The following is a 24,397-nucleotide window of genomic DNA, read 5'->3' as shown; positions in this document are numbered from 1 at the left end:
TCCCTGCCTACCGGCAGGTCGCATGATTGATAATCATCCCATTGTGTGAGGTTTTCCTTATGCTCGATTTCATATGTTTAAATTTTTTTTCCAATGGCCCTTACCTTTCATGCCCTCTCGGGGACTTGTCCAGTACAGGAGGTCGGTATGGAATTGCTGCTTAAGGTGGTCAGGTAGCATAAGCTTTAATCATTCATTTCCTGAAGGGTTTTTCTTATGGTTATTACATACGAACAAAAATAGTCTAGAGGTTAGAATTAACAACTTAGCCCTCTAAATCCTGACCAAAATCATTCATTTTTGAACGGTTTATATTCCTTATTGAAATGACGGTCAAGTACCTTTGGGGAAATTTTAATTTCGCATATTTATTTATACCCAATGACTTCAATTCATGCTTTTCATATCCCTGTGATGGGACTAGGTTTTACAGTAGATTCCCCTTTGAAAGTCGCCAAGTTTGGAATCAGTTCAGTAGTATCAATTATGGACGACCATTTACTTGAAGATATGAGGAGATTGTATTCCAGAGAAAGGAATATCCCATACCTTCCCATAGAAGCAGATACACATGATTACCGTGCTGAGCGGATCCGGAAATATTTAGATCTTTTGAATGATGTTGTAAATCAACAAATTCGGGAAATCAAAAATCAGCCTTTCTCTCCAGGCAGCAGCTTATACAAATACTTCGATTTACTTCATCCCAGGCACCCACTTTACCTGAAATTTAGAAAGTTCCTGGGTCTTCTCGAATCTTCTGAAAAGACTATCCTGGAGCAGGAGTTACTGAATGAGGTTAAGGCAGGTTACATAGATGTCAACATCATGACTAAAGTTGATAAAATCAACTTTGATAAGCAGGGAAATGAAATGCCGAGAACTTTTTCAGACGCTTTATCCGCGTTAAGGGGATTTGCATTGTCTTCACTCCAAAGTTCTGTAGTTTTTTCGGCAGGCATGAACCCGGCCCTCTACAGCTATATTGAGGAATTTGATGATTTCTTTCCTGATAGCAGTGGGAAATTAAAGAAGAAAATTATTCTGAAAGTATCAGACTATCGTTCCGCTCTGATCCAGGGGCGGTTCTTGGCTAAAAAAGGAATATGGGTTTCGGAATTCAGAATAGAATCAGGATTGAACTGTGGAGGCCATGCCTTTGCTACAGAAGGAATGCTGATAGGTCCTATTTTGGAAGAGTTCAAAAGGGAGAAAGCGAACCTTTCACAAATATTATTTTCCTCTTGCCAGCATGCTTTGGAAGCAAAAGGGAAGTGCCCGCTTCCTGTAGGGATGATGCCAAAAATTACCTATCAGGGTGGGATTGGAAGTTCTGAGGAAAATGAATTTTTGATGACTTATTACCAATTGGACGGAACAGGTTGGGGGAGTCCTTTTTTGCTTGTTCCTGAAGCGACCTCTGTGGATAAGGATACATTGGACAGGTTGATCCAGGCCAAAAACTCGGATTATTTTCTCAGTCATGCTTCTCCTTTGGGAGTTCCGTTCAATAACCTTCGTACAAGTAGTGGTGAAGAGCAAAGAAAAACGAGGATCAAAAAGAACAGACCAGGGAGTCCTTGTTACAAAAAGTTTTTAACCTTCAGTACAGAGTTTACTGAAAAAGCTATCTGTACAGCTTCAAGACAATACCAAGATCTGAAAATAAAACAATTCAAATCTGGTAATACAAGTAAGGCAGAATTAGAGGAGGTATTGGAAAAAGACTGTTTATGCGAAGGCTTAAGCGCACCAGCTATTTTGAACGCTGGAGGCACTCCGAGGAGAAACCTGAATGCAGTGACAATTTGCCCAGGACCCAATTTGGCTTATTTTAAAGGTATTTTCAGCTTAAGTGAAATGGTGAATCATATTTATGGCAAGGTGCAGTTAAACCTCCAAGCAGACAGGCCTCATGTTTTTATTAAAGAGCTTCAATTGTATTTTGATTATTTGAAAAAGGACATTCAGAAAAATCTCAGCGACCCTAGTAAAAAATATGAGGCCTACCTGAAAAAATTCAAGTCCAATCTTATGGGTGGAATTGAATATTACCAAAGTTTGGAGAACCAATTTTCTCAAGAAGCAGGTGACGTGAAAAATCAATTCTTGCTACAATTGGATCAAATGAAAAAAGATTTGGAGGCAACAATAGATGCGGATGGACTTCACATCAGTTTTAGCTAAGGTCTCAAGGTACGAACATGTACGATCCCAAGTCAAATACACGTCCAAATTAAAAATATGCAGTTTCATGTAGTTATTATGCTGACAAAAATGCTGGGTGAGCTAGCCTTCTAAGTTGAAAAATCAGACTCAGTTTTGGCAAAGTTTAATTTGTTGGTATAATTTTCAAATATGAATTTCGCCAGCGTCAGTTCTTTTTATCTATTTTCCAATCACAGGACATATTCTCCGATTTACATAAATTCCATGGTGGTTAGGATAATCTTTACTATTCTTGGGGTTCAGAGTTGTTTGAAATCATCTTTGAAGTACAAAAAACAATAAGTGTTTTTCCCCCACCAAATTAAAACTGGGAAATTTTAGTTTTCATTTGGATGTATCTGCTTATCTGTCAAACATATAATTTTGTTTGTACAATTCAATGTCAATTATAAGCAGTTCATTATCCATAATTTAGCCTGCAAAAAGAAACTACAAAGAAGTGATAATCACTTGCTCTGAAAAAAATATGAATATTTCCTTTGCAATTTGAATTGAAAAAATGATAACTTTAAAATCTCAATATTAATTTAGAAACCGTTTAACCTTTATTTAAATTCTCTTTAAAAACTACATTATGAAAAAGTTAATCGCTTTGTTCATGCTTGCCGGATTCCTATTCTCACCGGTGATTACAAAAGCTCAGGACGCAGATGAATCTGCAGAAGAAACCACTGAAGAAGTTGTGGACCAAGATGAAGCAGAAGAGGAAGCTGCTCCCGCTCCAGAACCAGCTGCTCCGGCAGTTGTTGATGATGAAATCATCGATGAAGACAAAGGCTTCCACCAAATCATCAAAGAAAAGTTTATTGAAGGTGATCCTACTTTCATGTCACCAGTACTGATCTGTTTGATTTTAGGTCTTGCTGTTGCCTTGGAAAGAATCATCACATTGAACCTTTCTACTACCAACACCAAAAAACTTTTGGCCAATGTCGAAGAAGCACTTGAACAAGGTGGAATCGAAGCGGCTAAAGATGTTACAAGAAACACTAAAGGTCCAGTGGCATCAATCTTTACTCAAGGTTTGATGAGATACACTGAAGGTATCGAAATGGTAGAGAAATCAATCATTGCTTACGGATCTGTGGAAATGGGACGTTTGGAAAAAGGTCTTGTGTGGATCTCTCTATTTATCTCCCTTGCACCAATGCTTGGTTTCATGGGTACGGTAATTGGTATGATCGGTGCATTTGATGCAATTGAAGCAGCCGGTGATATTTCTCCATCTCTTGTGGCTGGTGGTATTAAAATTGCCCTTTTGACCACAGTAGCTGGTTTGATTGTAGCAATTATCCTTCAGTTATTCTACAACTATTGTGTTGCGAAAATTGACTCTTTGGTTAATGATATGGAAGATGCTTCCATCACTTTGGTAGATATGCTTGTTAAGCACAAATTGACCAAGTAATCTTAATGGAGGAACGCTCCATTTAGAATTATTCAATTAACTAAAGAAAATATTAATTATGGATTCAATAGACATCTTTTTATACGTAGCAGAGGTATTGATCATTATCGGAGCAGTATTAGCGATAGTGATGCCTTTAATCAAGTCCATCGGGGATCCCGGTAGCTTGATCAAAACTGGTGCGGCGGTCGTAGCTCTTGCTGTTGTCTTCTTTGTCATGTATTCTATTGCAGACAATGAAGTAATTCCAAGATTTGCTGCAGACCCCTTTAATTTGACTCCCGGACTATCTCAGTTTGTAGGAGGTGCCCTTCTAACAACGTATGCATTATTCTTTGTGGCGTTGTTGGGAATCGTATTTACAGAAATCAATAAAGCAATTAAGTAATGGCAAGGAAAAAAGGCAGAATGGCTCAGGAAGTAAATGCAGGATCCATGGCGGATATCGCGTTCCTGTTGCTTATATTCTTCTTGGTTACCACTACAATTGCCTCAGATAAGGGTGTTCTTAATTTCCTGCCACCAAAGCAGGATCCTAATCAACCGCCACCGGAGATTTTGTTGAATGAAAGAAATATCTTCAACATATTGGTCAATGCTAATGACCAGCTTTTGGTGGAAGGAGATTATATGGATAACACAAACACTCTAGCTGAGGAAGTTAAAGCTTTCCTCTTGAACTTCGGAGCTCCTGACGAAGAGGCAGTAGCTTTGTACAATAGTCTTCCAGCTTCACTTCGTGAAAAAGCTAATAGAGACCCGTCTTCTTCTGATCACCCAATGTCTGGTGGAGCAGTAGTATCTATCAAAACCAATCGTGGTACTTCTTATGAGATGTATTTGGAAGTTTTGGATCAGGTCAAAAGAGCTTATTTCGAAATCTATGCTGAACGAGTTGGCCTTACAGCTGATCAATACAGGGCATTGACAGGTAGAAATCCAGCTGAGAAGGAGTTACAGGACAGAGGTAAAGAAGGTATACCAATGGCAATTTCAATTGCAGAACCAGATAAAATAGGAGGAAATTAATATGTCAAAGTTTAAGAAAAAAACAGGCACTTCCGAAAATATCCCTACTTCTGCACTCCCGGATATTATCTTCATGTTGTTGTTCTTCTTTATGGTGACCACTGTATTGAGAGAACAAGAAATCTTGGTAGAACAAAAAATCCCACAGGCTACACAGCTTCAAAAACTGGAAAAGAAATCCTTGATTTCTTACCTGTATATTGGAAAGCCTAAAAACGTAGCAGTGTATGGTACAGAACCAAGAATTCAGGCTAATGACGTATTGATCAACACATCTGATATTATCTTATGGGTAAATCAAGAGAAAGATCAATTATCTGAAGTGGAAAGGGATCAGATAACCATCTCTATGAAAGCTGACCGTGATGTAAAAATGGGTCCAATCTCTGATGTTCAATTTGAATTGAGAGAGGCCGACGCCAGAAAATTACTTTATGCGGCAGTTGGAAAAGTTCAGAACTAAAAATCAACTGTTATAAAAAAGAAAAGCTATTCCACATGGAATAGCTTTTTTACTTTAAGGCAAGATGAGAAATGTGACAACTGAAGTTAAAAAGGTTCAGGGTGCATGGGCCATGTATGATTGGGCAAATTCTGTTTATAGCCTCGTTATTACTTCTACTATATTTCCGGTCTATTTTAACAGTGTCACTAAATCAGAGGATAGGGGCGATATCGCTTTATTTTTTGGATATGAAATTGTCAATACAGTTTTGTATTCATATTCTATTTCTTTTTCATTTTTAGTAATAGCCTTGATATCACCTTTGCTGTCAGGTATTGCAGATACAGGGGGAAAAAAGTTAACTTTCATGAAGTTTTTTGCCTATCTAGGTTCCGTTTCCTGTATGGGGTTATTCTTTTTTGATGGGGATAATTTGGAATATGGCATTCTATGTGCCGTTTTAGCAAGTATTGGTTACGCTGGGAGTATTGTTTTTTATAATGCTTATCTTCCTGAAATTGCCAGTGAAGAAGAGTATGATTTATTGAGTGCAAAAGGTTTTGCTCTTGGCTATGTGGGCAGTGTTATTCTCTTGGTACTTAATTTATTGATGATAGAATTTTCTGGGTCTTTTGGATTAGTTGATGGTGGGGAAGCAGCCAGATGGTCTTTTTTAATCACAGGGATATGGTGGCTTGGGTTTTCTCAAATCCCTTTCAGTTACCTTCCTGACAATCCGTATAACAAGAAAGTAGAACGCGCACTTTTATTTAAGGGCTATCAGGAAATCAAGAAAGTTTTTTTTGTTGTAATGGATACGTCAGTAATGAATCGGTTTCTTGCAGCATTTCTTTTTTACAGCATGGGTGTTCAGACCGTTATGTATTTAGCAGCGAGCTTTGGAGATAAGGAGTTGGGACTTCCGGGAGATAAATTAATCATCACGATTTTGATTATCCAATTGGTAGCTATTGTGGGCAGTTATCTTTTCGCTTATGTCTCCAAAAAATTTGGAAACAGAAACTCGCTTGTTATCATGGTATTTATCTGGATATTGATATGTGGAGCAGCTTATTTTGTCATGAATGAGTATCAGTTTTATGCTTTGGCATTTGTGGTCGGTATGGTTATGGGTGGAATTCAGTCTCTCTCCAGGTCTACTTATTCTAAACTGATCCCTGAGGACACAACAGATCATGCTTCTTACTTCAGTTTCTATGATGTTACAGAAAAAATAGCTATCGTATTAGGAACCTTATCTTACGGTTTAATTGAACAAATCACGGGAAGTATGAGAAATTCATCCTTAGCTTTAGGTTTTTTCTTTATGGTTGGGTTTGGATTTCTATTGTTAGTAAGGATTCCCAGAAAGAATTTTCACAACTTTAACGAAACACAAAATGCTTAGTATACTACCGGGCCATCTTATCGCAGCATTGGATAAAAAGTATGTCCAAAAGGAGCAGATCAGTTCATGGGAATTGATGGAAAGGGCTGCCAATGCTTTTTTGACTTGGTTTTTAGAGAACCATAGTGAAAAGAAAAAAAAGATTTTTGTTTTTGTAGGGCCAGGTAATAATGGTGGAGATGGCTTGGCCATAGCACGCTTGCTTTTTGAGAGAGGTTATATTGTGGCAGTGGTGTTATTCTCAAATAAGGATAACAGTAGCCTTGATTGGCAAAAAAACTTTGATCTATTACCCGAAGACATTGGGAGATTTGAATATCCAAGCCTAGACCTTAATCTGGTTTCGGGGGAAATGGTCATTGACGCCTTATTTGGCGTGGGGATCAATAGGCCACTGGAAGGAAAGTATAGGGATGTGATTCTTGAACTGAACCAACTCTTGGGAGAGAAAATAGCTATTGATGTACCTTCGGGTCTTCCCTCTGATACTCTTGTAGAAGGAGAAGCATTTAAGGCGGACGTGACAGTCAGCTTCCAGTTTCCTAAATTGTCACTACTGACTCCTGATCATATTAAGTATGTTGGAGGTCTTAAGGTTCTTGATTTGGGTATCCCCGATGAATTCTTGAAAGAATTTGGAAGTTCAAGGTATTATTTGAGATCTTCTGATATCCCCGTTTTGCATAAATATTTCCATAAGTTTAGTCATAAAGGGGATTTTGGTAGGGTATTACTGATTGGGGGAAGAAAAGGTAAAGTTGGTGCTATTATTTTGAGTGCTAAATCAGCCCTGAGAAGTGGTAGTGGATTGGTTCATGTGTGGGCTGAAGGTGCGTCTACTGATGTGATTCATATTGCATGCACAGAAGTGATGGTTGATGAGGAACAAGTTATCAAAGACATGGATAAATTTGATGCGGTGGGTATAGGTCCCGGGCTTGGCGAAGTTCCCCTGATGTTGTTAGGTCAAATTTTCAGGTCCTATGACAAGCCTATGGTTTTGGATGCAGATGCGCTTAACTTACTTTCTGAGCATGAAGAGCTTTGGGACTTTATACCTAAGGGAAGCATACTTACCCCTCATCTGAAAGAATTTGAAAGGCTGGCAGGTAATTCGGAACATCATTTTGAAAGACTAGAAAAGGCCTCCTCCCTTGCTGTCAAAAATCAGGTTTTTGTTGTCTTGAAAGGGGCTTTTACATGTATTTCTGCTCCTGACGGAAAACAGTATTTTAATTCAACGGGGAATAAACACATGGCTACTGCTGGTGCAGGAGATGTTCTGACTGGTATGATTACCTCCTTCCTAGGGCAGGGTTATAGTCCTTTGAATGCCTGTATCTGCGGAGTATTTCATCATGGTCTTGCAGGTGAAATTGCCTCAAAGACAAAAGTTAGAGGGATGATCGCATCTGATATCATAGAAAGTATTCCCACAAGTTTTTTGGAAATGAATATAGATTAATTTCTTTTTCAGAAGATAATTTAAACCCTAGGGTTCCAGAACTTATTCAGATGGCAGGTAGTTGTACATGAGTATTTTGGATATATGAAAAAAGAAAAACTACTACTGTGGACTTTAGCAGCAATCAATTTCACCCACATAGTGGACTTTATGATCTTGATGCCACTAGGACCGCAGCTGATGAGGATTTTTGAAATCAGCCCAAGGGAATTCGGTCTTTTGGTCTCTTCTTATACCTTTGCTGCAGGGGCAAGTAGTTTTTTGGGAGCTTTTGTTCTAGATAAATACGATCGAAGGAGCATTATGATGTGGGTTTTCTTTGGGTTCTTCTTAGGAACAATCGCCTGTGCTTTATCTCCCAATTACATCATTTTATTGACAGCTCGAATTATTTCAGGGCTGTTTGGAGGCTTGACATCTGCTTTGATACTTTCTATAATCGGAGATGTTATTCCCGATAGCAGAAGAGGTCGGGCAATGGGATTGGTAATGGCAGCATTTTCTGTAGCCTCAGTTTTTGGTGTACCATTCGGTTTGTTTATCGCTAGTTTATCTAACTGGCATGCTCCTTTCGTTTTTCTAGCAGGTTTATCAGGAGTGATATTTTGGATGATCTATAAGTACATACCTTCTTTGACAGATCATATTGTAGCAAAATCCAATAAGCCAACACCGATTCAGGTCATCAGGAGAGTGACGGGCAATGCAAATCAAATGCGCGCCATCACCTTGACCATCATGATGATGTTGGGTCAGTTTATGATCATTCCCTTTCTAAGCCCATACATGGTCGCTAATGTAGGCTTTACGGATATGGAACTTACTTATATTTACATGGCAGGTGGTGCATTCACGATCTTCACTTCACCTTGGGTTGGTAAAATGACGGATAAATATGGGAAAGTGAAGATTTTCACCATTTTCATGACCTTGAATGTGATTCCTATAGCTGTCATTACGCACTTAGGTGCAACTCCTATTCCATATGTGCTTCTGATCTCTACCATGTTCTTCGTGACTTCTAATGGAAGGATGGTGCCAGCTTCAGCTTTGATTACCGGGACAGCTTTGCCTCAAAATAGAGGGAGCTTCTTGAGCTTTAATTCAGCAGTGCAGCAGATTGCAGCAGGAATGGCATCTTTTGTTGCCGGTCTTATTCTAGCTGAGAATATCAATGGAGAGTTGATCAATTTTAATATTGTCGGTTACATCGCTATTGTGTTCAGTTTACTTTGTATTCCTTTGATCAGAAGGATAAAAGTGGTGGATGTAGAAGCTGTGACAAGCATTGAAGAAACTGTTGATCCCAAGGTTATTGTGGAGAAATAAAAAAGGTCTGAGAATTTCCCAGACCTTTTTAGATATATTTTTTGATTAAAATTCAGCATTACCCGGTGTTCTTGGGAAGGCAATTACATCTCTGATATTACCCATTGCTGTGACAAACTGAACCATCCTTTCGAAGCCTAATCCAAATCCTGCATGTGGGGTGCTACCAAACCTTCTGGTATCCAAATACCACCACATTTCCTCCGCTGGAATATCCATTTCTTCCATGCGCTCTGTCAGTTTGTCTAACCTTTCTTCTCTTTGTGAACCTCCTACAATTTCTCCGATTCCAGGGAAAAGTATATCCATAGCAGCTACTGTTTTTCCATCCTCATTCTGACGCATGTAGAAGGCTTTGATGTCTTTTGGATAATCGGTCAAAATAACTGGTTTCTTGAAATGTTTTTCGACTAAGTATCTTTCATGCTCCGATTGTAAATCAGCACCCCATTCCTCAATAAGGTATTGGAATTTTTTCTTTTTGTTAGGGTTGGAATTGCGGAGAATCTCAATTGCCTCTGTGTAAGAAAGCCTTTCAAATTTATTATCTACCACAAATTTCAGTCTTTCTAAAAGGCCCATTTCAGCCCTTTGATCAGCTTTTTTGGTGACCTCTTCTTCATGAGCTCTTTTATCCAAGAACTCCAGGTCATCTTTACAATTTTCCAAGGCGTAGGAAATGATATACTTTAGAAAATCTTCGGCCAAATCCTGATTATCTTCTGCATCGTGGAAAGCCATTTCGGGTTCAATCATCCAGAATTCAGCGAGGTGCCTAGTGGTATTGGAGTTTTCAGCCCTGAAAGTAGGACCAAAAGTATATATCTCAGCCAAACCCATTGCCGCCAACTCCCCTTCTAATTGTCCGGAAACAGTTAAATTTGTTTCTCTTTCGAAGAAATCCTGTTTATAATCTATTTTTCCAGCTTCATCTAAAGGAGGATTTTTTAAGTCGAAAGTTGTTACTTTAAATGTTTCGCCGGCACCTTCAGCATCTGATGCCGTGATGATCGGTGTGTGGATATAGAAAAAGCCCTTGTCATTGAAATATTTATGAACGGCAAAAGCCAGAGCATGTCTCACTCTAAATACGGCCCCAAAGGTATTTGTTCTTACCCTTAAGTGGGCGATTTCTCTTAGGAATTCCAAGGAATGTTTTTTGGGCTGAAGCGGATATTTTTCCGGATCAGCTTCTCCCAAAATTTCGATGGTTTCGGCCACAAGTTCAGCTTGTTGGCCAGCTCCTTGGGAAGCAACGATTTTACCGGTGATTTTAAGGCAGGCGCCAGTAGTGCATTTTCTCAGTATGTCATCCTCAATCTGATTAGGATCCGCAACCACCTGAAAGTTTTTGATGGTGGAGCCGTCGTTCATGGCGATAAAGGAGACGTTCTTATTGCTCCTTTTGGTTCTTACCCAGCCCATGATGCTCACTTGCGTGTCCAGAAAATCCCCAGACAAGAGATCCTGTATTTTTTCTCTTTTATTAAAAGCCATATCAAATTGATAATGTTGATGAAATATTAAGTAAACCTATAAAAAGGCCCTTTGGAAAGGAATGCAAAAAAACGATATAATAAGCTTTTTATCAATAAATTGTTCTAATTTCCTAAATTTGGAGACTAAGGGTGATAAATTTGAATCCCTAGTACAGCAATAACCTAGTCGACTTTTCTAACAGAAAATACATATGCAGAAATTACATTTAAGCCAGGTCTTATCTCAAAAGCTTTCTCCTCAGCAGATACAATTTATCAAATTGTTGCAGGTGCCTACTGCTGAACTAGATACAAGGATAGAGGAGGAGTTGGAGATCAATCCTGCGCTTGAAGAAGGAAGAGATGAGGAGAAAAAAGAATCTGAGGATGAAGATTTTGATGATAATTATGAAGAGGAAGCTTCTTTTGATGAAAAAGAGCTAAATATTGATGACTATCTGAATGATGATTATGGAGGCTATAAAATGCAGGGTGACGGAAACTATTCTCCGGATGAAGAAGACCGGGAAATTCCAATTTCCAGCGGCTCCTCACTTCACGAGCAGCTGATTTCCCAACTTGGCTTTCTAAAACTTGATGAGAGACAAAAGATTATTGGAAAGCAACTCATAGGCAGCATCGAAAACGATGGCTACATCAGGAGGGACTTGGAAGCAATACTCAATGACCTTGCTTTTTCCCAAAATATAGAAACAGACTTGGATGAATTGGAAGAGATTCTCAGGAAAATCCAAGACTTTGACCCCGCAGGAATAGCTGCAAGGAACCTCCAAGAATGTCTCTTGATCCAATTAGAAAGAAAAGAACATCCAGAGGACCCAATAGTCATTAACGCCATCAAGATTGTTTCGGAATGCTTTGAGGAATTTACCAAGAAGCATTATACAAAGATTCAAAAGAAACTTGAAATTGAAGATGATGAGTTGAAAAGTGCAGTCAATTATATCATCAAACTCAATCCCAAACCAGGTGGTGTTTCTGATGGACTGGTGAAAACCCAGTATATCATTCCTGATTTTATACTCACCAATGTGGATGGAAAAGTTGACATTTCTCTAAACTCTAAGAACGCTCCTGAGTTAAGGGTTAGTAGGTCTTATTCAGAAATGTTTGATGCCTATGACAAAAGTGATAAAAAAGACAAAAAACTTAAGGATACAGTCACTTTTGTCAAGCAAAAATTGGATGCTGCAAAATGGTTTATTGATGCCATCAAACAGCGGCAACAAACTCTTTTGAGAACTATGCAGGCGATTTTAGATTATCAGACTGAATTTTTTATTGAAGGTGATGAGACCAAACTCAAGCCAATGATATTAAAGGATATTGCTGAAAAAATAGAAATGGATATTTCTACTGTGTCTAGGGTTGCCAACAGTAAATCTATACAGACAGAGTTTGGGATATTTCCATTGAAATATTTCTTCTCTGAAGGTATAGCAACAGATTCGGGTGAAGACGTCAGCAATAAAGAAGTGAAGTCTGTATTGCATCAAATGGTCGATAATGAAGATAAAAGGAAGCCGCTCTCTGACGATAAACTTGTGAAATTGCTAAATGATAAGGGGTATAACATAGCCCGAAGAACAGTAGCCAAATACAGAGAACAATTACAAATCCCAGTCGCCAGACTAAGAAAAGAGCTATAAGTGTACAGAAGTTTAGCATTGTTGATTACATATTTATTTCAGCCACTACTCATGCCTACATTTGTAGTGGCCTTGCTTCTTTTCAAAGCACAGCAACCACCACAATTCAGTTTTACTACAAACCTGCTTTTGGTGTTTATGGTATTTCTAACAACATTCATCATTCCTTCGCTGAGTATTCTGACATTGAAACTCACTAAAAATATATCTTCATTGCACATGAGAGAAAGAAATGAAAGACTTTTGCCTTTCGGGATGGTGAGTGCATTCTTTTTATTGGCTACTTACCTTTTTTCTACCAAGCAGGAATTGGATCCTTTGATTATCATGGCGATGTTTATGATCACAGCCTGCATCATTATCCTCACCATAGTGACATTTTTCTCAAAAATCAGTGCGCACATGATGGGTGCATCAGGATTACTTGGGTTTGCACTATTTGTTTTGATCCAAAATCCACAGTCTCAAACCTTACCTATTTTTCTTGGCACAATGGTGCTCACTGGAGCTATTGGGACATCAAGGTTGTATTTGAATGCACATAAACCCAGTGAAATTCTTTGGGGGTTTTTATTGGGTTTTTCGGTATGTTTCAGCGGGATGTGGTATTGGATGTCATAACAGATAATAAGTTAAAAAAACCATAAAAGGCAGGAAATCCTGCCTTTTATGGTTCATCTTAATTATGGTTTTTGATTAAAGCGGATACCGAAGTATTGCTGCCACTTGGGCACCGTCTGGCATGTTGTCATCTTCTACCATATATACTTTTCCGCTGAATTCCACTACTTTGGAAGCAGCTTCATCTATTAGACAATGTTCACCTTTTTTTTTGTCTTCAGATATGTTAATCTGGTGATTGTCCGGGTCATATGACCCATAAAGATGTTGGTGGTTTGAATTCACCAAAAGCGTGTCCACACCTCCCGTAAGTGCAGCTTTTATGATTTTCAGCTTATCATTGCTAATGGCAAGACCATCTGCAGCCTTTTGATCATAATTTTCTTTTCTTTTGATCTTTTCTTTTTCAAAAAATGGAGCTACTATCTCCCAAGATTTTTGATGTAAGGTCATCATGTCTTTTTCTCCATAAGCACCACTTACATGCCCTTTCAACATATGATTGTACTTGGTGGCATCGTTAAATATAGGAATCAAATAGTCAACACCTGCTAATACCAAAGGTAGAGGATTTTGATTGAGCTTTGGTTCTAACATATTCGTCATCCTGTGAAAATAATTCAAAATGGTGACCTTCTTTACTTCATCAGAACCACCATCGTGACCGTGGAACATTGCTCCTACATTGCCACTTCCCCCTTGCCCATGAAGCTGATCTTGATTCTCATCCTCCTCTTCCTCAGCAGTGAAAGATACTGCCACTTCTTCTGGATCTAGGATGATTTCCTGAACCGTATTTCTTGTGGCTTCGTACAGTCTGATTTGATCCAAATTGAGCAATAAAATATAATAATGTCCATCATCTGACAATTCAGGAATCATTGGCAACAGCATAGGTTTTTCTCCGATAAAATTCTGCCCTTCCCTAAGGTCAATTGGTACTTTGATCATTTCCATTCCCTCTTCTGAAATAAAGCAGGCTAGCATATCAGAATTATTCTGCCAAAATTTATGGTTATCCAATAATTCCGAAGCTGGTGAAAGTAGCTTTTCTATATCTGACTCTTCCATCATGTGCTCTTTCTCTAGCTTACTTTTGACATCCTTCAATTGATTTTTGAAATTTATCTGGTCTTTTTTATATCCGTCTGAACTTTGACGGGAGGTAGGACTGTAGATAGTGATAGTAGGATTGGCTTTCTTTTTGGATAGATTTATAAAATTGTTTCTATTAAAAATTTCCATTGGATTTGATTTTAAGGTTAAACATTTAATTTTGACTTGGGCTTAAGACCCACATTAAAAGGCTCAAAAACTTAGCCAAGGATAACTAAATTCAACTAAAATAATATTTATGAACTACACAGAAAATTATAGAGGAGTAAAAATTGACGTACAATCAGTAAATCTCGATATCAGTGATGCGGTACAGGCAGAAATCAGAAGCTGTATTGATAAGCTTTCTAAGTTTACCAATGTGATAAATGCCGTTGATATTTATTTTAAAAACGAAGGGCAAGGCGCCTCTGCAGAAAGCGTGGTGGGAATGCGTGTGGGAATACCTGGTCCGGATGTTTTTGCAGAAGATAAGGGGGAACACTGGATCCCATTGTTAAAATCAGTTACTGATAAAAATATCAGACAACTCAAAAAGGGGAAATAATTCCCCACATTCACAACAGTAAAAGTTTTTAAAAGCTTCAGGTTAAAATATCCTGAAGCTTTTTATTTGCTCTACGAAATCCAAAGCACTTTGCGGGGACATTATCAGGATGAAGACAATTCCGAAAAGCGCTCCATAAAGGTGTGCATCGTGATTGATTCCATCATCTCCCTTTTTGGCTTTGACCACAGAGTAGATCAAAAATAAAATCCCCAAAGCGAAACCAGGGAGACAAAGAAGACCAAAAAGACAAATGTCCGAAAGGGGCATAAGTATAATACTGGCAAAAACTGTTGCAGCTACTCCTCCCGAGGCTCCCAATGCTCTATAATAGCTGTTTTCATTATGTTTGAAATAAGTGGGAATGTCTGCTATGACGATTGCTGCAATGTAAAATAAAACATATACAATGATACCAAGTCCTGTCCCTAACTTGTAGGTCAGGTACATTTCAATCACTCTTCCAAAGAAATAGAATGTAAACATATTGAATAGCAAATGCATACTATCCTTATGGATAAAGCCAGAAAGGACGAACCTGTCCCACTGCCCTTTATGCTTGATGGTATAAGGAGTAAACATACACCTTTCCATCATTATGGGCTTTTTCCAAGCTTGATAAGAAGTCAGTGCGGTAATGATGATCAAGACCACTGTGGCAGATAATTCCATAAAGTCGGTTTATTTTTCCCTGTTGATCAGGTCTTTGGTCAATTGGTGCAGTACTTGAAAAGCGTCTTGATTTGGAATCTGTAATGATTCAAACTGCTTGAATCCTTTTTCAAAAAACTCCTGCATTTTATCTTCTGTTAAAGATTTGATGCCCAATTGATTATAAATGGCGGTTACAGCTTTAACCTTTTTTTCTTTGTCAAATTCTTTGGCAGCAATCCACTTTTCAAGCTCAGCCTTGACATCCCCTGTGGCCAATTCCTTGGCCTTGATCAGTAAAAAGGTCTTTTTGTTGGCTATGATATCACCGCCGACTTGTTTCCCAAATTTTGCTTTGTCAGCATACACATCTAAGAGATCATCTTTCAGTTGAAAACCAATTCCAATGTTGACTCCAAAGTCATATAGCTTTTGGGCTTCTTTGTCATCTCTTCCGGCCAATATAGCCCCCAGCTGTAAAGCAAAACCAAGCAAGACAGCTGTTTTCAATCGAATCATGTTGATATATGCTTCTTCTTGGACTATATCAATAGCCTCGAAGTTCATATCGTGCTGCTGTCCTTCACATACTTCTGCGGCAGTTTGATTGAATAGCCTGATACATTTGGGCAATAGTTGCGGATCTATGTCCACCAACATGCCATATGCCCTGACCAGCATGACATCTCCTGAAAGAATTGCGGTATTTGGGTTCCATTTTTCATGCACGGTGGACTTCCCTCTTCTCAGCGGGGCATCGTCCATGATATCGTCATGCATCAATGTGAAGTTGTGGAATACCTCTACGGCTGCTGCCGGAGTGAGTATACTCTCAAAATCATCTTTGTAAAGCGCATATGAGAGCAAAGTGAGTAATGGGCGGATTCTTTTGCCTCCCAAGCTCATGATATAAGAAATAGGTTCGTAAAGTTCTGTGGGTGATTCTCCGTATGTTAACCCTTGAATATGGGTTTCCAGTTTTTCAAGAATATTATTTACGCTTACTTTCTGAGTCATTATTTACAAATTCCAAGTCTATAGTTCTTCTGTCAATATCCGTGTTTGTGACACGGACCATCACTTTTTCGCCCAAAGTGATCATTTTTTTATTTCTCGTCCCAATCAGACGCATGTTTTTTTCATCAAATTCATAATAATCATCCTTCATATCTGTCACCCTGACCATACCTTCGCATTTGGTTTCGGTAATTTCTACGAAGACACCCCATTCTGTTACTCCAGTTACAATTCCTTCATAGTCCTTAACCTCAGCCAAAGCCATAAATTCCACTTGTTTGTATTTTATCGAAGCCCTTTCAGAGTCGGCAGCTCTTTTTTCTCTTTCCGAAGAATGAAGACATTTGTCTTCCCAGGTTTCTGCATCTGGAGTTTTACCTCCATCCAGGTAGTGCTGCAATAGCCTGTGCACCATCATGTCAGGATATCTCCTGATAGGGGAGGTAAAGTGTGTGTAGTGCTTGAATGCAAGACCAAAGTGCCCTTTTGGCTCTGTGGTATATTTTGCTTTGGCCATACTCCGGATGGCGAGCTGTTCCAATACATTTTGTTCAGGTTTTCCTGAGATTTCGTCCATAAGCTTATTCAAAGCCTTAGAGATCCTTACTCCTTCGCCGACTTCAATTTCGTGCCCGAATTTTTTGGCAAAATTGGCGAAAGTTTCCAGTCTTTCTGAATCTGGATGATCATGAATCCTATATACAAACGTATCAGCCCCTTTGTTTTTGTTGAAAACAAATTCTGCAACCGTCCTATTGGCCAAGAGCATAAACTCCTCAATCATTTTGTGGATATCCTTACGTTCTTTGATCATCAAACCCAAGGGCTTGCCTTTCTCATCCAGCTTGAATTTAACTTCAACGGTTTCGAAGTTGACAGCACCTTTGTCAAACCTGCGCTTTCTGATTTTTTTTGCAAGATCATTTAGGATAGTCAACTCTTTATAAAAATCTCCCTCTTGCTTGTCAATGCATTCCTGAGCTTCTTCATAAGCAAACCTTCTGTCCGAATGTGTAACCGTCCGACCAATCCAATGATTAAGTACATCAGCATTTTCATCCATTTCAAAAACGCAGGAAAATGTAACTTTATCTTCATTTGGTCTGAGTGAACAAAGTCCATTACTCAAACGCTCAGGTAGCATGGGAATGGTTCTATCTACTAAATAGACAGAAGTAGCACGGTGGTAAGCCTCTTTTTCAAGAAGGGTTTTCGGCTTGACATAATGTGTAACATCGGCAATATGCACCCCGATTTCCAGATTTCCGTTTGCCAAAACCCTGTAAGAAATGGCATCATCAAAATCTTTTGCATCTGCTGGATCAATGGTAAATGTTGGGATATCCCGCATGTCTCTCCTGTTTTTAATTTCCTCTATGGAGATTTCTTCAGGAATGGCGTTGGCTTCTTCTTCTACTTCTTTAGGATATTCAAATGGAAGTCCAAATTCTGCCATAATGGAGTGTATTTCCACTTCATGTTCACCGGCTTTACCCAGTACCCTGGTGATTTTTCCAGTTGGATTCTTGTCATCTTCCCTCCATTCAGTCATTTTGACAACCACCTTTTGATTGTGCTCAGCTCCGCCAAGGTCACCTTTATGCACGAAAATATCATGATGCATTTTCTTGAAGTCAGGAACGACAAAGGCAAACCTTGGAGAAATTTCCACTCGGCCTACAAATTCATCCCTGTCTCTTTCTAAGATTTCAAGAACTTTGCCTTCACTTCTCCCACTTCTTCCTTTTGCAGGGTAAACCATTACCCGAACCCTGTCCCCATCAAGGGCATTTTTCATATCGGCTTCCTTAACCTGAATGTCTTCCTCCAGATTATACTTGGCGTCAGGAATGACATAGCCAAAACGTGGGTTGACATAATCCACTTCGCCCTCTATAAATCCAGGCTCTTTAATGGATGAAAAATAATTTCTGGGGCTTTTTGAAATACTTCCTGATGCTGCCAACTTATGCATGGCAGGTTCTACGGCGCCTTTGGTAAGGCTATCTCTTATTTCCAGCTTTTTTATAACTTGTTTTGCATTAAACTCCTGTCCGTAATTGTTATCCAAAAAGTTAAGAACTTTTCGAGCCAGTTGGGCTGCGTCGGTAATTTTACCGTCTTTTTTCTTGCCTGACCGGCCTTTGTTATTTGATTTATTTCCCATAAAAGTTTTATTTCCAATTATTTGATTTAGGCCCTATACCAGTAGTAAAATGGGCCTGGTTGTTTGTGATATATTCTATAGCTGAATGTATGGCTATTTTTGCGATAAGTAAATCAGCGGTTTCTATTATAATTCTATTTTTCAAAAAGCGAACCAAGGTCTAAAAGTTTTTTTCAGATTTCTTAAGTGATTCAGATTTCATTATGATATTGTTTTCAATAAAGTTAATAAAATCATTCTGGAATGTTCTAAATATTTTTAACTTAGGTTTTAATTGAATTGTGGGCCATATAAACTTTTATCAGGATGAATGCTAAAATAAGATTTTTGTCGCATTTACTTTTTTTAATAACCTTTGGGGTGCATTCTCAAGATTTTCAAGGGATTTATCAAAGCTCCGAAAAAGGAAAGTCATTGGTTCTGAGCATTTCTGAAAAAGGTGAATTGCTGATGGGTAAACTCTATCATGCAGATTTAAGTTCCAGAGAGTTTTTTGCCAGGAAAGAAAAAAGCGGCTTTGTCGGTGTCTTTGAAGTCGAAGGGGAGTCTGAAGAAGTTCATGGAATCCTCCATAAGAAATCCCTCACTTTGACTTTGAAAGGAAGTGAGAAGACTGTGAAAATGGAAAGGCTTTCCAAAGATTTGGAATACGATTTTTCTAAGGTATTTGGGGAAGCTACCAAGGCGCTTAAAGACAAAATTACCGATGTATGGATTTTGAAAGAAAAGTATAAAATTGAAAATGGAGAAAAAGTGTTTTCGGTAGAAAACGGAAAAGACTATATGTATGCCTTTAATCCTGATGGGAAGTATGTTGTTGATGTCAGATATTTAAGGGATGCTGAAAAAGAAGCTGAAAAAAAAATTCCCACCCCACCGGAATTCCGATTGAAAGCAGCAGATTATTTTGAAATGTCACAGATGATGTCGTGGAAAATAGTTGGAAACAATATTCATCTTTTTCCAAGACGAGCTGTTCCTGGATTCCCTGATATAGTTTATGCGGTTGATTTTGAGAGTGATGGGATGATACTAAAAGACCTCGAAAATGGATGGATTAAGGTTTATGAGCGGAAGGATTGATTTTTGAAATAACAGTGGTTAAACTTTGAAATAACACTCAATACAAAAAAAATATCCCCCAGTATCTATTAATAAAATAACCCTATTCCCACACTCTCCTTAATCACTTTGTTCTCAAAATTTCCGTTTTACGCCGGTTTTGCGAAGCATCTTTTAAAGTCAAATACTCAATTAAAATACTGTTGAAATAGGGTTTTTTGGTTTATGGTTCACGCGACGCTCGCAACGACTTTCGCAACGGACGCAGCGGGAGGCCTTTTTCAAGATTTTTCACCTTCTTGATTTCAATATCATTGTATATCAATCAGTATCTACCAATATCTATTTCTACATATTTCGCGAAGCATTTTTCAATATCTAATTCATATCCACCAGTGTCTATAATCATATTTCAACTATATTTCAATTTATCCCGAATCGTTTCACTCTAGGGACCTTCGCTGAAGCTTCGGTTTCTACCTTATTTCAATCATATATCATTCAGAATCATCCCTATTAACAACCTCCATTTCGACCTCAGGAGGGAAACCCTGAAAAGCCAAATAAATCCGGGCAGTGACCAAAACATCTCTTAGGCAGTATTCACGGATCTTTTGAAGGTTGTTTTCCACATAATAGGCCTCATTCACCTGCGAACCATCTATTCCATCTTTTGAGGTGGGGATATCAAATACCGAGGCCAATAATTCCAATCGGGTATAATGCTTGTAATCCCCGAATTTCCATAATTCCAGCGTATCCAAATGACGGATTTCCCAGGGCTTTTTTCCTGCCATCTGAAGTGGTTCGGGAAGTGGAATCCGGTTGATCAAAATCCTTCTGCTCAAGTAGGGAAAGTCAAACTCCTTTCCGTTGTGGGCGCATAGGATCCACTTTTTTTTATTTAAGAGTTCGGCAAAAGCAAGTAAGGTATCGTGTTCGGACTCTTCTGCATAGCTTTTGGTTCGGAACTCCAATTTGCTCTCATCAGGGCTGAAATGAAAATACCCAACTCCTACAGTGATGACTTTGCCAAATTCCGCATAGATGCCTGCTTTGTGAAAAAAGAGACTTCCAGGAGCTTGTGGTTCTTCTTTTTGATCCTGATGGATGTGCTTTTCTTTTTTGAGCCACTCTTCTTGTAAGCGTGAAGGCAGTGCATCAAAAGTTTCCTCTAAGGAGGCCGTCTCAATATCCAAAAAAAGGATGTCTCTCAATTCATTCAAAAAATTGTTCATAATTCTTGGGCTTGTTAGACTATGAAAATATCAAGAAAAAATCTCAAGTAAAAATTTCACTGTATTTCCTTTAAATCTTAAGCATGCAAGACCCCTTCCAATCCAAGTTCCGGGATGTATTTGATATTTCCTTCATCCATACTGCCTTCAGTAAAAATGAATTTCTTGTCAAAAATCTGATCAAGGATATAATAGCTCACCCAATACTCATTGTGCAATGCAAAAAGCGCGGGATCAATGGGTTCTATTTTAGCAATGGACTGTGCTCCCAATTCCTGGATTACATGCCTTAAAGTAGAGGTTTTCTTTTCCTCACCGGCGATCACCCCATAGCCTTTGGAAGTCACCATTACTGTACTCAGTTCAATCAAGTTGAGGTTGATCATATATACAGCCCATTCCGTTTGGCCATTCACCACTTCTCTGGCTATAGCTAACTTAACTCCTGTAACAGGTTGAAAATCGATGTCTTTTTTCATTTTTTTTCTAAGATTTGAGACATGAGACACAAGACATGAGACATGAGATTTGAGACACAAGACGCAAGAAATAAGATTCAAGACAAGTAAAACAAGCTTTTATTCTTGATTTTATTTTAATAATATCCCGAATCATTTCATTATCGGGACTTTCACTAAAGTTCCAGTCCAGGTTCTGCTTTAATGATAACTTTAAAACACACAATATGCCGAAACAATATCCACTAATATCCAATATCCATTAGTATCTAAAACCTTATTTCAACCATATTTCAATTATATTTCTACCGTATTTCTTCTATATTTCCATACAAAATTTTAAACCAACTCCATTTCAAACAGGTTGCTGATATGTTTCTTGACTATTTCTTTGATCTCCTGTGGATCTACGGGCCTGCCGATTTCCAGGTGCAGGGAAGTGACAGCCTTGTCCGGAATGCCACAAGGGACAATATTGTTGAAATAGTCAATATCAGAATTGACATTAAAGGCGAAACCATGCATGGTTACCCATCGGCTGGATTTTACCCCCAAGGCACAGATTTTTCTGGGGTTTTTCTGTTCTACGTGGTCAAGCCACACACCTGTCAGTCCCTCGATTCTCCCGGCAATGATTCTATATTCGGCTAAGGTTAGGATGATGGCTTCTTCCAAAAGCCTCAAATATTTGTGAATATCGGTGAAGAAATTGTCCAGGTCCAAAATCGGGTATCCCACCAACTGACCGGGGCCGTGGTAGGTGATGTCTCCACCACGGTTAATTTTGTAAAAAGTGGCTTGCTTTTCTTTCAAACCATTTTCATCCAAAAGTAAATGAGAAAGCTCGCCGCTTTTTCCTAAAGTGTAAACATGGGGGTGCTCTACAAATATCAGGTAATTGTCTGTAATTTGCTGGGCATCCGGTGCAGCATTTCTATTTGCGATCTTTAGGGCAACGGTCTTTGCGAAAATTTCTTCCTGGAAATCCCAGGTTTCTTTGTAATCCTTGCTGCCAAGGTCTAGAAATTTTACTTTTTTATTGATAACTTGATTCACGGGATGTTTTTAATGCTTTGAAGGAACGCTGAATTTTTTAGGATAGTTCTTTGCTTTTAGCAGAATAAACAGTCCTGGACTTTTAATGAGTTTTTCAATTCTTAAACATTATCATTATGGCAATTCACAATGACAAAGGTAAGGAAGCCGAGGACTTGGTCAAAACCTGGCTATCCGGAAAAGGTTATGAATTTCAGGATGCAAATTACAGGTATAGGCATGCTGAAATAGATCTCATTTTTATTTATAAAGGACTTCTCGTATTTGTAGAAGTCAAATATAGAAGTGGTACAGGATTTGGCTATGCCGAAGAATTTGTAGATAGCACTAAAAGGAAGCTGTTGGTTAAGGCTGCTGACCATTACATCCATGAAAAAGATTGGCACAAGGATATCCGCTTTGATATAGTGGGTGTATATAGGGATAGGAATGGGAACGTTAATTTTAAGCATTTTGAAGATGCTTTTTATTAAAAGCAAGATAGGCCTTTGGGGTTTTGGGCACCTCTTACTTTTTGTTCAATAAAAGAGCGGAGTATATTCCATCTAGGCGCTTAAATTTCACAAGGTTTGGCTATTCCTTTGGCTTTTTTGATTAGTTTCGAGCAAACATATATGGCTATACACCTTTCTGAGCCCTTCGGAAATACTCTCTTGCGTAGGAGCAATTATGATAATTTATAATCAAAAAAAAATCAAATGAAATTTTACGTCATTCTTGGAGTGAGTTTACTGTTATTGTGGGGTTGCGGTACTGACTCCCATGTAAGAAAAGCGAAAGCGGATGCAAATTCTTTTTTGAAAAATATCAGGAACACCGAGCAGCTGATGCTGCACCCTATGGTAGAATCTCAAGATCTTCCAGCATCCGTAGCAAGAGAAAATAAAAAGAGAAACTTTGAAAACTTTAAAGCTTCAGTCAATCAGCTTTGCGGAGAATCTAGTGATTTCAAGTTAGTCAATACTGAGAAAAAAACGGATACTGACCTGGGTGAATTGATCTTTTTGGAATATGAATACTGTAAGGCAATCACCATAGTCATGGGGTATACCCAAAAGGCTGATGGAGTGATATTGTATAGTATTTGGCCAATGAATAAAGATGATAGACCTGCAGATTTATTTGATAAAGGCAAATTATGGGATTGAAAAGGGCAGCCAGACCAGCCACCCTAAGTATTTAAGATTATTTTTTTGCCTGAAACTTTTCTACGAAGTTTTCTACAGGTTTCAGAGATTTGAGGTAAGCGTAAATTGCCTCTAAGTCCTGCTCTTTCATGTCAGCATACATGATCCATGGCATAATGGTCTGAAAGTCTCCGGGTTTGACTTTTTCTGGAACGTAGTCTTTCCCATACATTTTGAAACGCTGCACAAACATCTCCTTTGTCCAATTACCAATGCCACTTGGGTCTGGTGTTAGGTTTGGCGTCGCCAATATTGCTTCAGGGAATTCAAATTCCCGGCCTCCTGCCAACCTCTCTCCAATAAAACTCCCATTTTCAAACTTAGTATGGCATTCCGCACATCCGGAGATTGTGGTAAGGTATCCTCCATAAGCGATTTGGTCCTCCGGATCTGGTCTTTTTGTGAAATTAGCCTTAGAAGGCAAGGTTTTCATTATGATATTGAAAGGAAAATCTGCTTTAGATTTTTCGTGATTTGTCTCTATGGGCTCTAAAGTTCTAAGCCAAGCAATCACCGCTTTTACATCCTCGGGATCTGCTTTGCCAAATTCTCCAAATGGCATTACTGGGAATAATGGTGAGCCGTCTTTTTTTACCCCTGTTGTAATGGCTCTGAATATTTCCCCGTCAGTCCAGTCACCTAGGTTGAATGGAGTAAGGTTTGGAGAAATAAATCTACCTGGAAAGCCTTCTTTTCTGTCAAATATTTCACCACCCGCCGTCAAGGTGCCGGGTATTGGAGGGCCCCCAAATAGTTCGAAGTCCCGAACTGAGTGACAATCTACACACATCATTACATGATGTGCAAGGTATTTGC

At 38.7% G+C, this 24,397-nt stretch carries 23 protein-coding genes; 14 read left to right on the top strand and 9 right to left on the bottom strand.

The window, feature by feature from the left end:
* The first annotated feature begins 381 nt into the window (after positions 1-381).
* The 8 genes from EA341_RS08075 to EA341_RS08040 all read left to right on the top strand — a co-directional run bounded on the left by EA341_RS08075 (position 382) and on the right by EA341_RS08040 (position 9,313).
* Positions 382-2,187, top strand: a complete 1,806-nt coding sequence (locus EA341_RS08075) for a hypothetical protein (RefSeq protein WP_293012842.1) — start codon at positions 382-384, stop codon at positions 2,185-2,187.
* A gap of 616 nt (positions 2,188-2,803) precedes the next feature.
* Positions 2,804-3,637, top strand: a complete 834-nt coding sequence (locus tag EA341_RS08070) for a MotA/TolQ/ExbB proton channel family protein (protein ID WP_293012841.1) — start codon at positions 2,804-2,806, stop codon at positions 3,635-3,637.
* A gap of 58 nt (positions 3,638-3,695) precedes the next feature.
* Entirely contained in the window at positions 3,696-4,025 is a 330-nt protein-coding gene (locus tag EA341_RS08065) for a hypothetical protein (protein ID WP_293012839.1), read from the top strand.
* The gene (locus EA341_RS08060; protein ID WP_293012837.1) at positions 4,025-4,666 is read left to right on the top strand and encodes a biopolymer transporter ExbD; all 642 of its coding nucleotides are present in this window, start codon (positions 4,025-4,027) and stop codon (positions 4,664-4,666) included. Before EA341_RS08065 ends, EA341_RS08060 begins: the two co-directional genes overlap by 1 nt.
* A 1-nt stretch (position 4,667) precedes the next feature.
* The gene (locus EA341_RS08055) at positions 4,668-5,129 is read left to right on the top strand and encodes a biopolymer transporter ExbD (protein WP_293012836.1); all 462 of its coding nucleotides are present in this window, start codon (positions 4,668-4,670) and stop codon (positions 5,127-5,129) included.
* A 64-nt stretch (positions 5,130-5,193) separates the two neighbouring features.
* Positions 5,194-6,519, top strand: a complete 1,326-nt coding sequence (locus EA341_RS08050) for an MFS transporter (protein WP_293012835.1) — start codon at positions 5,194-5,196, stop codon at positions 6,517-6,519.
* Positions 6,512-7,984 carry an NAD(P)H-hydrate dehydratase gene (locus EA341_RS08045; RefSeq protein WP_293012834.1) on the top strand — a complete coding sequence of 491 codons (1,473 nt, stop codon included), beginning with the start codon at positions 6,512-6,514 and terminating at the stop codon, positions 7,982-7,984. The genes EA341_RS08050 and EA341_RS08045 overlap by 8 nt, the downstream gene beginning before the upstream one ends.
* A gap of 84 nt (positions 7,985-8,068) precedes the next feature.
* Positions 8,069-9,313 (top strand): MFS transporter, encoded by a 1,245-nt coding sequence (locus EA341_RS08040; RefSeq protein ID WP_293012833.1) that lies wholly within the window; start codon positions 8,069-8,071, stop codon positions 9,311-9,313.
* A 45-nt stretch (positions 9,314-9,358) separates the two neighbouring features.
* On the opposite strand, the gene asnS is transcribed toward EA341_RS08040, so the two are convergent.
* Positions 9,359-10,810, bottom strand: a complete 1,452-nt coding sequence (gene asnS / locus EA341_RS08035) for an asparagine--tRNA ligase (protein WP_293012832.1) — start codon at positions 10,808-10,810, stop codon at positions 9,359-9,361.
* Between the two features lie 193 nt (positions 10,811-11,003).
* Here asnS and rpoN point away from each other — a divergent pair, with 193 nt between their 5' ends.
* Positions 11,004-12,461, top strand: coding sequence for an RNA polymerase factor sigma-54 (rpoN, locus tag EA341_RS08030; RefSeq protein WP_293012830.1), 1,458 nt, complete (start codon positions 11,004-11,006; stop codon positions 12,459-12,461).
* 51 nt (positions 12,462-12,512) lie between these two features.
* On the top strand, positions 12,513-13,082 hold the full coding sequence (locus tag EA341_RS08025; protein WP_293012828.1) for a phosphatase PAP2 family protein: 570 nt from the start codon (positions 12,513-12,515) through the stop codon (positions 13,080-13,082).
* 75 nt (positions 13,083-13,157) lie between these two features.
* Here EA341_RS08025 and EA341_RS08020 read toward each other — a convergent pair whose 3' ends face one another.
* Complete coding sequence (locus EA341_RS08020) at positions 13,158-14,327, bottom strand: hypothetical protein (protein ID WP_293012826.1); 1,170 nt, start codon at positions 14,325-14,327, stop codon at positions 13,158-13,160.
* Between the two features lie 109 nt (positions 14,328-14,436).
* On the opposite strand from EA341_RS08020, the gene EA341_RS08015 reads away from it, so the two are divergent.
* Positions 14,437-14,745, top strand: coding sequence for an HPF/RaiA family ribosome-associated protein (locus EA341_RS08015; RefSeq protein ID WP_293012824.1), 309 nt, complete (start codon positions 14,437-14,439; stop codon positions 14,743-14,745).
* A gap of 42 nt (positions 14,746-14,787) precedes the next feature.
* Here EA341_RS08015 and EA341_RS08010 read toward each other — a convergent pair whose 3' ends face one another.
* The 3 genes from EA341_RS08010 to rnr are packed head-to-tail and all read right to left on the bottom strand — an operon-like array spanning position 14,788 to position 18,580.
* Complete coding sequence (locus EA341_RS08010) at positions 14,788-15,417, bottom strand: rhomboid family intramembrane serine protease (RefSeq protein ID WP_293012822.1); 630 nt, start codon at positions 15,415-15,417, stop codon at positions 14,788-14,790.
* 9 nt (positions 15,418-15,426) lie between these two features.
* Positions 15,427-16,413, bottom strand: a complete 987-nt coding sequence (locus tag EA341_RS08005; protein WP_293012820.1) for a polyprenyl synthetase family protein — start codon at positions 16,411-16,413, stop codon at positions 15,427-15,429.
* Positions 16,388-18,580 carry a ribonuclease R gene (rnr, locus tag EA341_RS08000; protein ID WP_293012818.1) on the bottom strand — a complete coding sequence of 731 codons (2,193 nt, stop codon included), beginning with the start codon at positions 18,578-18,580 and terminating at the stop codon, positions 16,388-16,390. The genes EA341_RS08005 and rnr overlap by 26 nt, the downstream gene beginning before the upstream one ends.
* A 306-nt stretch (positions 18,581-18,886) precedes the next feature.
* On the opposite strand from rnr, the gene EA341_RS07995 reads away from it, so the two are divergent.
* Positions 18,887-19,663, top strand: a complete 777-nt coding sequence (locus EA341_RS07995; protein WP_293012817.1) for a hypothetical protein — start codon at positions 18,887-18,889, stop codon at positions 19,661-19,663.
* Between the two features lie 476 nt (positions 19,664-20,139).
* On the opposite strand, the gene EA341_RS07990 is transcribed toward EA341_RS07995, so the two are convergent.
* The 3 genes from EA341_RS07990 to lipB all read right to left on the bottom strand — a co-directional run bounded on the left by EA341_RS07990 (position 20,140) and on the right by lipB (position 22,394).
* Entirely contained in the window at positions 20,140-20,880 is a 741-nt protein-coding gene (locus EA341_RS07990; RefSeq protein ID WP_293012816.1) for a 3'-5' exonuclease, read from the bottom strand.
* A 77-nt stretch (positions 20,881-20,957) separates the two neighbouring features.
* Positions 20,958-21,359: a hypothetical protein gene (locus EA341_RS07985; RefSeq protein ID WP_293012815.1), complete on the bottom strand. Its 402-nt coding sequence runs from the start codon at positions 21,357-21,359 to the stop codon at positions 20,958-20,960.
* Positions 21,360-21,677: 318 nt separating this feature from the next.
* Positions 21,678-22,394, bottom strand: coding sequence for a lipoyl(octanoyl) transferase LipB (gene lipB / locus EA341_RS07980; protein WP_293012813.1), 717 nt, complete (start codon positions 22,392-22,394; stop codon positions 21,678-21,680).
* A gap of 116 nt (positions 22,395-22,510) precedes the next feature.
* Here lipB and EA341_RS07975 point away from each other — a divergent pair, with 116 nt between their 5' ends.
* On the top strand, positions 22,511-22,867 hold the full coding sequence (locus EA341_RS07975; RefSeq protein WP_293012812.1) for a YraN family protein: 357 nt from the start codon (positions 22,511-22,513) through the stop codon (positions 22,865-22,867).
* Between the two features lie 225 nt (positions 22,868-23,092).
* Complete coding sequence (locus tag EA341_RS07970; protein ID WP_293012811.1) at positions 23,093-23,542, top strand: hypothetical protein; 450 nt, start codon at positions 23,093-23,095, stop codon at positions 23,540-23,542.
* A 37-nt stretch (positions 23,543-23,579) separates the two neighbouring features.
* On the opposite strand, the gene EA341_RS07965 is transcribed toward EA341_RS07970, so the two are convergent.
* Positions 23,580-24,397, bottom strand: an 818-nt coding sequence (locus EA341_RS07965) for a c-type cytochrome (RefSeq protein WP_293012810.1), incomplete at its 5' end; no start/stop codon positions are given.

This window comes from Mongoliibacter sp., from assembly GCF_007692705.1.
Classification (GTDB): Bacteria; Bacteroidota; Bacteroidia; order Cytophagales; family Cyclobacteriaceae; genus Mongoliibacter.
This window is presented reverse-complemented; position numbering and strand designations above follow the sequence as displayed.

Coding starts and splice junctions, on each gene's coding strand:
- EA341_RS08075 (WP_293012842.1), top strand. CDS start 382: ATGACTTCAATTCATGCTTTTCATATCCCTGTGATGGGACTAGGTTTT.
- EA341_RS08070 (WP_293012841.1), top strand. CDS start 2,804: ATGAAAAAGTTAATCGCTTTGTTCATGCTTGCCGGATTCCTATTCTCA.
- EA341_RS08065 (WP_293012839.1), top strand. CDS start 3,696: ATGGATTCAATAGACATCTTTTTATACGTAGCAGAGGTATTGATCATT.
- EA341_RS08060 (WP_293012837.1), top strand. CDS start 4,025: ATGGCAAGGAAAAAAGGCAGAATGGCTCAGGAAGTAAATGCAGGATCC.
- EA341_RS08055 (WP_293012836.1), top strand. CDS start 4,668: ATGTCAAAGTTTAAGAAAAAAACAGGCACTTCCGAAAATATCCCTACT.
- EA341_RS08050 (WP_293012835.1), top strand. CDS start 5,194: ATGAGAAATGTGACAACTGAAGTTAAAAAGGTTCAGGGTGCATGGGCC.
- EA341_RS08045 (WP_293012834.1), top strand. CDS start 6,512: ATGCTTAGTATACTACCGGGCCATCTTATCGCAGCATTGGATAAAAAG.
- EA341_RS08040 (WP_293012833.1), top strand. CDS start 8,069: ATGAAAAAAGAAAAACTACTACTGTGGACTTTAGCAGCAATCAATTTC.
- asnS (WP_293012832.1), bottom strand. CDS start 10,810: ATGGCTTTTAATAAAAGAGAAAAAATACAGGATCTCTTGTCTGGGGAT.
- rpoN (WP_293012830.1), top strand. CDS start 11,004: ATGCAGAAATTACATTTAAGCCAGGTCTTATCTCAAAAGCTTTCTCCT.
- EA341_RS08025 (WP_293012828.1), top strand. CDS start 12,513: ATGCCTACATTTGTAGTGGCCTTGCTTCTTTTCAAAGCACAGCAACCA.
- EA341_RS08020 (WP_293012826.1), bottom strand. CDS start 14,327: ATGGAAATTTTTAATAGAAACAATTTTATAAATCTATCCAAAAAGAAA.
- EA341_RS08015 (WP_293012824.1), top strand. CDS start 14,437: ATGAACTACACAGAAAATTATAGAGGAGTAAAAATTGACGTACAATCA.
- EA341_RS08010 (WP_293012822.1), bottom strand. CDS start 15,417: ATGGAATTATCTGCCACAGTGGTCTTGATCATCATTACCGCACTGACT.
- EA341_RS08005 (WP_293012820.1), bottom strand. CDS start 16,413: ATGACTCAGAAAGTAAGCGTAAATAATATTCTTGAAAAACTGGAAACC.
- rnr (WP_293012818.1), bottom strand. CDS start 18,580: ATGGGAAATAAATCAAATAACAAAGGCCGGTCAGGCAAGAAAAAAGAC.
- EA341_RS07995 (WP_293012817.1), top strand. CDS start 18,887: ATGAATGCTAAAATAAGATTTTTGTCGCATTTACTTTTTTTAATAACC.
- EA341_RS07990 (WP_293012816.1), bottom strand. CDS start 20,880: ATGAACAATTTTTTGAATGAATTGAGAGACATCCTTTTTTTGGATATT.
- EA341_RS07985 (WP_293012815.1), bottom strand. CDS start 21,359: ATGAAAAAAGACATCGATTTTCAACCTGTTACAGGAGTTAAGTTAGCT.
- EA341_RS07975 (WP_293012812.1), top strand. CDS start 22,511: ATGGCAATTCACAATGACAAAGGTAAGGAAGCCGAGGACTTGGTCAAA.
- EA341_RS07970 (WP_293012811.1), top strand. CDS start 23,093: ATGAAATTTTACGTCATTCTTGGAGTGAGTTTACTGTTATTGTGGGGT.